At 37.8% G+C, this 8,818-nt stretch carries 7 protein-coding genes and 4 tRNA genes; 4 read left to right on the top strand and 7 right to left on the bottom strand.

From position 1 onward, the window contains the following. Positions 1 to 23 precede the first annotated feature (23 nt). The 5 genes from AAX18_RS00865 to AAX18_RS00845 all read right to left on the bottom strand — a co-directional run bounded on the left by AAX18_RS00865 (position 24) and on the right by AAX18_RS00845 (position 2,791). Positions 24 to 100, bottom strand: a tRNA-Pro gene (locus AAX18_RS00865). A gap of 21 nt (positions 101 to 121) precedes the next feature. Next, positions 122 to 197: transfer RNA gene (locus AAX18_RS00860), tRNA-His, on the bottom strand. A gap of 26 nt (positions 198 to 223) precedes the next feature. Then, positions 224 to 300, bottom strand: a tRNA-Arg gene (locus AAX18_RS00855). 148 nt (positions 301 to 448) lie between these two features. Continuing rightward, the gene (rlmKL, locus tag AAX18_RS00850) at positions 449 to 2,584 is read right to left on the bottom strand and encodes a bifunctional 23S rRNA (guanine(2069)-N(7))-methyltransferase RlmK/23S rRNA (guanine(2445)-N(2))-methyltransferase RlmL (RefSeq protein ID WP_046952626.1); all 2,136 of its coding nucleotides are present in this window, start codon (positions 2,582 to 2,584) and stop codon (positions 449 to 451) included. A 130-nt stretch (positions 2,585 to 2,714) separates the two neighbouring features. After that, positions 2,715 to 2,791 (bottom strand) — tRNA-Met (locus AAX18_RS00845). A gap of 185 nt (positions 2,792 to 2,976) precedes the next feature. Between AAX18_RS00845 and mltA the strand changes: the two genes are divergently transcribed. The 3 genes from mltA to znuA all read left to right on the top strand — a co-directional run bounded on the left by mltA (position 2,977) and on the right by znuA (position 6,059). Further along, positions 2,977 to 4,089 carry a murein transglycosylase A gene (gene mltA / locus AAX18_RS00840; RefSeq protein ID WP_046952625.1) on the top strand — a complete coding sequence of 371 codons (1,113 nt, stop codon included), beginning with the start codon at positions 2,977 to 2,979 and terminating at the stop codon, positions 4,087 to 4,089. Next, positions 4,089 to 4,859: a tRNA cyclic N6-threonylcarbamoyladenosine(37) synthase TcdA gene (gene tcdA / locus AAX18_RS00835; protein ID WP_005625938.1), complete on the top strand. Its 771-nt coding sequence runs from the start codon at positions 4,089 to 4,091 to the stop codon at positions 4,857 to 4,859. The genes mltA and tcdA overlap by 1 nt, the downstream gene beginning before the upstream one ends. Positions 4,860 to 5,036: 177 nt before the next feature. Further along, positions 5,037 to 6,059, top strand: a complete 1,023-nt coding sequence (znuA, locus tag AAX18_RS00830; RefSeq protein WP_046952624.1) for a zinc ABC transporter substrate-binding protein ZnuA — start codon at positions 5,037 to 5,039, stop codon at positions 6,057 to 6,059. A 49-nt stretch (positions 6,060 to 6,108) separates the two neighbouring features. Here znuA and AAX18_RS00825 read toward each other — a convergent pair whose 3' ends face one another. Continuing rightward, positions 6,109 to 6,615, bottom strand: coding sequence for a DUF2301 domain-containing membrane protein (locus AAX18_RS00825; RefSeq protein WP_005625942.1), 507 nt, complete (start codon positions 6,613 to 6,615; stop codon positions 6,109 to 6,111). A gap of 107 nt (positions 6,616 to 6,722) precedes the next feature. Continuing rightward, positions 6,723 to 8,084, bottom strand: coding sequence for a UDP-N-acetylmuramate:L-alanyl-gamma-D-glutamyl-meso-diaminopimelate ligase (mpl, locus tag AAX18_RS00820; protein WP_005625944.1), 1,362 nt, complete (start codon positions 8,082 to 8,084; stop codon positions 6,723 to 6,725). A gap of 158 nt (positions 8,085 to 8,242) precedes the next feature. Here mpl and AAX18_RS08820 point away from each other — a divergent pair, with 158 nt between their 5' ends. Continuing rightward, positions 8,243 to 8,407 carry a hypothetical protein gene (locus AAX18_RS08820; protein WP_155397202.1) on the top strand — a complete coding sequence of 55 codons (165 nt, stop codon included), beginning with the start codon at positions 8,243 to 8,245 and terminating at the stop codon, positions 8,405 to 8,407. Positions 8,408 to 8,818 lie beyond the last annotated feature (411 nt).

Genomic DNA, 8,818 nt, shown 5'->3' with positions numbered 1-8,818 from the left:
CATTGTTAAAGAGCAAAATAAAGTGGTCGGCGAGATAGGATTTGAACCTACGACCCACTGGTCCCAAACCAGTTGCGCTACCAAGCTGCGCTACTCGCCGTCAGATCTTATAAAGATAAGATGGGGTGGCTAATGGGATTCGAACCCACGACAACTGGAATCACAATCCAGGGCTCTACCAACTGAGCTATAGCCACCATTAAAAGTTGTTATTGCACTGACCTGGCGCGCTCGACAAGATTCGAACTTGCGACCTTTGGCTCCGGAGGCCAACGCTCTATCCAACTGAGCTACGAACGCGTTATTGCGTCGTTGCGGAGGCGTATATTAATGATTTAATAAAACCTTGTCTAGCACTTTTTGAAAAAAAATGTTTGAGCGATAGTTTTTTATTCAGTTTGTTTAAAATTCACTATTTTTTCGACTATTTTTACAACTTAGCAAATCATTATATATGTTGAATCATCCAACAATTATGAATTTGTTTATTACGTTCAAAATCTAGTGGTAACGTTTTATGCGAAATTTCTGCCGCACTTAAACCTAATTCTTCCAACTCAACTAAATTCATTTTGAATCCACGTTTATTATTCGAAAAAACAATTGTGCCATTATTCGACAAAACTCGTTTTAGATTGCTCATCAATTTCACATGATCTCGTTGAACATCCCAACTCTCTTCCATACGTTTAGAATTTGAAAACGTTGGTGGATCCACAAATATCAAATCAAATTGACGATCACATTTTTCTAACCATTGAAGGCAATCTGCTTGAATTAATTTATGTTGTTTACCTTCAATATCATTCAAAATAAGATTTTGCTCCGCCCAATTAAGATAAGTATTGGACATATCAACGGTAGTTGTCGATTTAGCGCCACCAAGTGCTGCATGAACAGTGGCAGAACCTGTATAAGCAAATAAGTTCAAGAAATCTTTACCCTTTGCCAACTCACCAATCATTTTTCTTGTTAAACGGTGATCTAAGAATAATCCAGTGTCTAAATAATCTGTCAAATTTACCCAAAGTTGCGCGCCATATTCATTCACATAAAAGTATTCACCTTTATTGGCTAATTTCTCATATTGGTTGGTACCTTTTTGTTTCTGACGAACTTTGAGGATCAACTTATTCGTTTCGACACCTGTAACGTGCAAAGTTGCAGTAACAGCATCTAATAAACGTTGACGCGCTTTATTTTCATCAATATTTTTCGGCGCGGCATATTCTTGCACAACAATGTAATCTGCGTAACGATCGACGGCTAAATTATATTCAGGCAAATCAGCATCATATAAACGATAAGCGTCTAATCCTTGTTGCTTTGCCCATTTGCTAATTTTCTTAATATTTTTTTGTAATCGATTAGCAAAATCGGTTGCCACCTCCGAAGTGCGGTTAAATTCTAGTGCCTTTTCATCTGTAATTGCGTCAGATTTTCGTTCTGAAACTTGATAATTCTTCTGCACACAATCTAGTGGGCCATTTTTTGCTTTAAACTGTCGGCTGGCACGCATTCTCAAACAATCAAGCAATGTGGATTCGCTACTAAAAACAGAAACATTCCAACTGCAAAATTCTTTTTTAAGTCTTTGCCCAAATACAGAATAGAGCGCGATTAAAGCTGGGGTTGTGCCTAAACGTTCCCCATAAGGTGGATTACAGATAACCGTACCGACTTCATTTAAACGAGGATTTTTCAACGCTGCAACATCACCTTGTTGCCATTTAATTAAATGTGAAACACCTGCATTTTGTGCATTCTTCTGCGCCTTTTTTAATACGCGGTGATCGAGGTCAAATCCATAAAAGTGCGGTTGAATTTCACTTTGTTTTTCTTCTGCTAATTCAATCGCTTCATTTTTTACTTTTTCCCAAGCCGATTGATTATGCGCTTTCCAAAAATCAAATCCCCAATGTAAACGATAAAGTTGCGGTGCAATTTTGGCTTCCATTTGTGCCGCTTCAATTAAAAGCGTGCCTGACCCACACATTGGATCTACTAATGGAGAACCCGCTTGCCAACCTGAACGCATAACAATTGCCGCAGCTAGAGTTTCACGTAAAGGCGCTTGACCTGCATCTTCACGATAGCCTCGCAAATGTAATGCTTCCCCACTTAAATCTAAAGAAATCACTAAATTTTCACGATTCAAATAAGCATGAATACGTACGTCCGGCTGAATTTTATCTACATAAGGACGAGTTTTACCTTGACGTTCAAAGTAATCGACAATTCCATCTTTAACGCGCATCGCACCAAATTGAGTATGACGAATTTCTTGGTTGGTTCCATTAAAATCTACAAAGAATGTAACTCGTTCATCAAATTGCGCTAACCAATTAAAGCCCGAAACAGCCGCATAAAGATCCAAATCACTGTAAATTTTGGTTTCAATCAAAGGAAATAAAATGCGTGAAGCAAGGCGTGACCAAAGCAAAGTGCGGTATAAAGTTTCGTTATCTGCTTGATAATGAACGCCCCCTTGAACTACTTTTGCCTCTTGCGCGCCAAGTTCAGTGAGTTCAACTTTTAATAATTCTTCAAAGCCACGAGAAGTCGTTGCAAATAATTGTTTCATTTAGGTACCGATTTTAAAAATTTTGAGGGATTATAGCATAGAAAAAGATGATCTAATTGAGATCATCATAGCGAGTTAAACTGTAAAAAGAAAAGCCCTGATTTTCTTAAATCAGGGCTTTATAATTTGTTGGTTGCGGGGGCCGGATTTGAACCGACGGCCTTCGGGTTATGAGCCCGACGAGCTACCAAGCTGCTCCACCCCGCGTCTGATGTGGTGCACTATACGCTATTAATATTTTTTTGCAAGAATTAAACAAAAGTTTATGTTTCATTTGTTAATAAAATGTTCAATGTGCGTTTTTATTAATCAGCTTGACTAAATAACACTGGTCGTTTTGAAGGATTTTTGATAGCGTATGCAGCCTTATTTAAGCTTATTTAGGATTAAAAATGTCAGTTCGAAAATTTTTCTCATTAAAAACATTTTCTATTGCAGTGACAACCGCACTTTTAGTTGCCTGTGGTTCTTCTAATACAACAAAAACTCAAATTCCAACCACCTCAAATGGCAGCGATCCTCGACAATTTGGTGCTAAATATTCGGGTCGTAATTATCAACAAGCTGTGTTTATGCCAGTTTCTCAAGTTGAAAACCAAAGTGCGGTCATTAATCAGGGTGATTTTTTAACGCAACTTTCAAATGTACAAAGTTATTCAAGCAAACTATCTGATCGTTTCTATGGCAACTATGAAAAAATTACGAACTGGGTACTTTCTGGCGCCAATGTCAGTGAGCTTTCTAAATTTGGTATTAACCCGCAAATTATGCGTGGGTTCGATGGATATCAAAATGTTTTGATGACAGGCTACTACTCGCCTGTCCTTCATGCACGCCGTTCACCGCAAGGTCAATTCCAAAATCCAATTTATCGTATGCCAGCAAATAAACGTTTTAGCCGTGCGCAAATCTACGCCGGTGCATTAGCGGGTCAAGGATTAGAATTAGCATATAGTGATTCCATGTTAGAGAACTTTTTACTTGGGGTACAAGGCAGCGGCTATGTAGATTTTGGTGATGGCAACCTTAATTACTTCGCTTATGCAGGACAAAATGGCTTTCCTTATACCGCTGTTGGCCGTTTATTAGTTGAAGATGGTGAAGTACCAAAAGAGAAAATGTCTATTCAAGCAATTCATGAATGGGGCAATCGTAATCCCTCTCGCGTACAAAGTTTGTTAGAACGTAATTCTTCTTATGTATTCTTTAAAAATGATCCGAGTGGCAAAGTAAAAGGTTCTGCTGGCGTACCACTTGTACCAATGGCTTCAGTAGCATCAGATCGTAGCGTTGTACCATCTGGTACTGTTCTTTTAGTCGAAGTGCCTGACATTGATAATAACGGAAACTGGCTTGGTACACACAAATTGCATTTAATGGTTGCACTTGATGTGGGCGGTGCGGTGAAAGGCCACCACTTTGACTTATATCGTGGCATTGGTGATCAAGCAGGCCATATTGCGGGATTATCAAAACACTATGGCCGAGTATGGGTGTTACAATAATGGCGCCAGTGGACAATTATGAACAGCGATTTGGCGGTATTGGTCGACTTTATACACCTGATGGACTCGCGCGCTTACGCAAAGCCCATATTTGCGTAATAGGCATTGGTGGCGTGGGTTCTTGGGTCGTAGAGGCCTTAGCACGTTCAGGCGTTGGTGAACTCACATTAATTGATATGGATGATATTTGCGTCACGAATATCAATCGCCAACTTCCTGCAATGAGCGGCACAATCGGCAAACTAAAAACTGAAGTGATGTCAGAACGAGTAAAGCTGATTAATCCTGAATGTACCATCAATATTATTGATGATTTTATCTCGCCAGAAAATCAATCGGATTACCTCAATCGAGGCTATGACTATGTCATTGATGCTATTGACAATGTGAAAACTAAAGCGTCGCTGATTGCTTATTGTAAACGCAACAAAATTAATGTGATTACTATTGGTGGGGCTGGCGGTCAAACTGATCCAACCCAAATTCAAATTGCCGATCTTAGTAAAACTATTCAAGATCCGCTGCTCGCTAAAGTGCGGTCAGTTTTACGCAAAGATTACAATTTTAGCCAAAATCCAAAACGCAAATTTAGTATCGATGCGGTATTTTCAACACAACCTCTAATATTCCCACAAATGACTGAAGGTTGTGCAATTTCTGCCACAATGAATTGCGCAAACGGATTTGGCGCAGCCACGATGATTACGGCAACCTTTGGTTTTTTTGCTGTTTCTCGTGTAATAGATAAATTACTAAAGAAAAAATCTTAATCTCCTCTTGAAAATGCACATTGACCATAAATGTGCATTTTTTATCGAATGAAACCTATTTACTTTGAAAATGAAAAATTTTCCCTCAGGTTCTCTATAAAATCGTTGCAATTTATATAAAAAGGCGTAGTCTTTTTCCCTTTGAGAATTATTACTAACAAGTAAGGAAACAGAAATATGAAAAAACTTTTAAAAATTAGCGCCGTTTCTGCCGCACTTTTAAGTGCGCCAATGATGGCGAATGCCGATGTATTGGCATCAGTAAAACCTTTAGGTTTTATTGTTTCATCTATTGCAGATGGCGTAACTGGCACACAAGTCCTTGTTCCTGCAGGCGCCTCTCCGCATGACTACAATTTGAAATTATCTGATATTCAAAAAGTAAAATCTGCAGATTTAGTTGTATGGATTGGTGAGGATGTTGATTCATTTTTAGACAAACCAATTAGCCAAATTGAACGTAAAAAAGTGATTACCATTGCAGATCTTGCTGATGTAGAACCTTTATTAAGTCAAGCTCACCACGAGCATTTCCATGAAGATGGCGATCACGATCATAAACATGAACATGAGCACAAACACGAACATAAACACGATCACGAACATGAACACGACCATGATCATAAGCACAAGCATGAACACCACGACCATGATCACGATCACCATGATCATGACGAAGGTTTAACAACAAATTGGCACGTTTGGTATTCTCCAGCCATCAGCAAAATTGTTGCACAAAAAGTAGCGGATAAATTAACTGCACAATTCCCAGATAAAAAAGATTTAATTGCACAAAATCTTTCAGATTTTAACCGCACTTTGGCAGAACAAGGTGAAAAAATTACGGCACAACTTGCGAATGTTAAAGATAAAGGTTTCTACGTTTTCCACGATGCTTATGGTTATTTCAACGATGCTTATGGTTTAAAACAAACCGGTTACTTCACCATCAATCCATTAGTTGCACCGGGGGCAAAAACTTTAGCGCACATTAAAGAAGAAATCGCAGAACATAAAGTAAATTGCTTATTCGCAGAACCACAATTTACGCCAAAAGTGATTGAATCTTTAGCTCAAAATACTAAAGTCAATGTAGGACAACTCGACCCAATTGGCGATAAAGTCAATTTAGGCAAAAATTCTTATGCAACATTCTTGCAATCTACCGCAGATAGTTACATGGAATGTTTAGCTAAATAAACCTTTCTAAAAACAATGACCGCACATAAAAGTGCGGTCATTTTCTTTTCTAAATTTGATATTTAGTTTTATCTCCAATGTCAAAATGCAAAGGCATTCGCCATTTTTGTATCGCTAAAACTAAAAGTAATACGCCAGAAATAATAGAAAAAATTCGTAGCGCAATAAGATTATTTAACACCCACGAAACCCACAAGCAAGCCACAAATATCGGCTGTAAATTTAGCAGAGGTACGCGGAAACAAAAATATTCTTTAAAACACAAACCACCTAAAGTAAGTAACGCACCGCCAAGAGCCAAAGCGGGATAATGATTAATATAAAAAAGTAATCCTATCCAAGTAGCAAATTGAAAAAGCAATCGGAAGGATTTGAGATAAATGTGTAATGAAGAGGCACAGCAAGTTGCCGCAATTAATATAAATGTAAGCGATAAATCTGGATACCAAGTCATAGCAAGAATAGCCAAGGCCGCTATCACAAAGCCAGAGCGATAAATAATGACGGTCAGATTATCTAAAAAATCCATCGGTGATTTAATATGTGGATCAGCCATTCTACAAAGATTCCTTTTATAAATTACAAATTAAAAATAAATGTTACGTTAACTCAATAAAAAGTGCGGTCAACTTAAAAACATTTTCTAAATTAACCGCACTTTGATTATTTCTGTTTAAGCTTATCAAGAATTTTTTGATGAATGCCACCAAAACTGCCGTTAGACATCACCAAAATATGATCTGTAGGTTGGGCCTCAGCGACAATCATATCGACTAATCGATCTAAATTTGCATTCCAATAGGCAGGTTGTACACATTGGTTTGCAATATCTGCCACTTCCCAAGGAAGCTGTTCTGGTTGAAGCATAAACACTTCATCAGCTCGGCCAAGTGCAGGCGCAATTTCATCTTTATGAACACCCATTTTCATTGTGTTAGAACGAGGTTCAAGCACTGCAAGAATTCGCACGCCACCACCTACTTTATCTCGTAAAGCCGTTAGCGTAGCAAGAATAGCCTCTGGATGATGAGCAAAATCATCATAAACAGTGATACCATTAACTTCACCTTTCACTTCTAAACGACGTTTAGCATTTACAAAAGATCCTAATGCTTTACATGCATCTTCAATAGACACACCCGCATGATGAGCAGCCGCTATTGCCATTAAAGCATTATGCATATTATGTTGTCCCACTACATTCCATTTTACTTCTGCCACTTTTTCACCATGATGGAAGACCGAAAAATGTGAGGCATCATTTGTAATACGTTCAGCAAACCACTCATTATCTTTGCCTAAAAATTGTTGTTGTGACCAACATCCCAATGCCAAAGTTTCTTTTGCACTTTGTTCACTCGCCGAACTTAATACCAAGCCACTTGCCGGAATAGTTCGAATCATATGATGAAATTGGCGTTGGATCGCTTTGAGATCATCAAAAATATCTGCATGGTCAAAACTAATGTTATTTACGATAAGTGTACGAGGATTGTAATGGACAAATTTCGAACGTTTATCAAAGAAAGCTGTATCATATTCATCAGCCTCAATAACAAAATAAGGACTGTCTCCTAAACGAGCTGAAATGCCAAAATTACCTGCAATTCCACCGATTAAAAAGCCTGGTTTTAAGCCATTTTGTTCTAAAATCCACGTTAGCATGCCTGTTGTAGTTGTCTTTCCATGCGTACCAGAAACTGCCAATACCCAACGATCGCGTAATAAATGATCATGTAGCCATTGAGGACCAGATGTGTATTTCAAATTATTTTCCAACACATATTCGACGCAAGGATTACCGCGTTTCATCGCATTACCAATGATTACCATGTCAGGCGCAGGTTGTAATTGTGCAACATCATAATTTGGAATAATCTGGATGCCTTGCTCTTCTAAAAAAGTGCTCATTGGAGGGTAAACATTAGTATCAGAACCCGTCACGTGATAGCCCATTTGTTTAGCAATCATCGCCACACCGCCCATAAAGGTGCCACAAATACCTAAGATATGAATATGTTTCATTATACTTCTCTACTTAGTCAAGGAAAATGAAAAGTATAATAAAACAACTTCTAGAACTTTCAAAATAAAAGACAGCAGTAAGAGGTTACATGGACTATAATTGAACCCTTAAAAAATAAGTACAACTCAGCTAACAAAATATAATGAAGGAATTTACAATGAAATTTAATAAATCTTTTCTCTTTGCAAGTATCATCGCCGGTTCAATTGCATTAACCGCTTGTAACGATAAAGAAGAAAAAGTAGCAGAAAAACCAGCAGCTAACAGAAACTACTCAATCGGTTCAACAAGCAGTACAACAACCTCAAGTAAAAACGGATGATTTAGTCACTCAAGCAAATGCAGAATTCCTAAAAGTTGCGAATGTAAAAGTAACAAATGTTTCTGTAACAGATGATTTAAAATCGTTTTCTATCACTTATGAAATCACAAACTTAAGTGATAAAGCTATTTTAGAAGCGCAATGGTTAACTGTTTATAAAGAAAATAACCAACCATTCTATGTAACAAATCTTCCAGCATTACAATTTGGAAAAACAATTGCACCAAAAGCTAGCGAAACAGTAACATTATCAACAACTGAAGAAGCTGTGCTTTCGCAAATTCGTCCACACTTACAGTAAGGAAAAAATATCCAAGTAGATATTATCGGGACTTCAGTACATTTTGCTGACGGTTCAAAAGTTGGCTTAGTGTCAGAGCAAAAATAATCCTATAAAAAATGCCTGTAAAA

It is taken from the genome of Haemophilus haemolyticus (assembly GCF_001008205.1).
In the GTDB taxonomy this organism is placed as follows: Bacteria; Pseudomonadota; Gammaproteobacteria; order Enterobacterales; family Pasteurellaceae; genus Haemophilus; species Haemophilus haemolyticus_Q.
Note: the sequence above shows the minus strand (reverse complement) of the source record. Positions and strands in the feature narration are given on the sequence as shown.

Excerpts from the sequence above, each read along its gene's own strand:
- AAX18_RS08820 (WP_155397202.1), top strand. The coding sequence starts at position 8,243 with ATGAAATTTAATAAATCTTTTCTCTTTGCAAGTATCATCGCCGGTTCA.
- AAX18_RS00825 (WP_005625942.1), bottom strand. The coding sequence starts at position 6,615 with ATGGCTGATCCACATATTAAATCACCGATGGATTTTTTAGATAATCTG.
- mltA (WP_046952625.1), top strand. The coding sequence starts at position 2,977 with ATGTCAGTTCGAAAATTTTTCTCATTAAAAACATTTTCTATTGCAGTG.
- tcdA (WP_005625938.1), top strand. The coding sequence starts at position 4,089 with ATGGCGCCAGTGGACAATTATGAACAGCGATTTGGCGGTATTGGTCGA.
- mpl (WP_005625944.1), bottom strand. The coding sequence starts at position 8,084 with ATGAAACATATTCATATCTTAGGTATTTGTGGCACCTTTATGGGCGGT.
- rlmKL (WP_046952626.1), bottom strand. The coding sequence starts at position 2,584 with ATGAAACAATTATTTGCAACGACTTCTCGTGGCTTTGAAGAATTATTA.
- znuA (WP_046952624.1), top strand. The coding sequence starts at position 5,037 with ATGAAAAAACTTTTAAAAATTAGCGCCGTTTCTGCCGCACTTTTAAGT.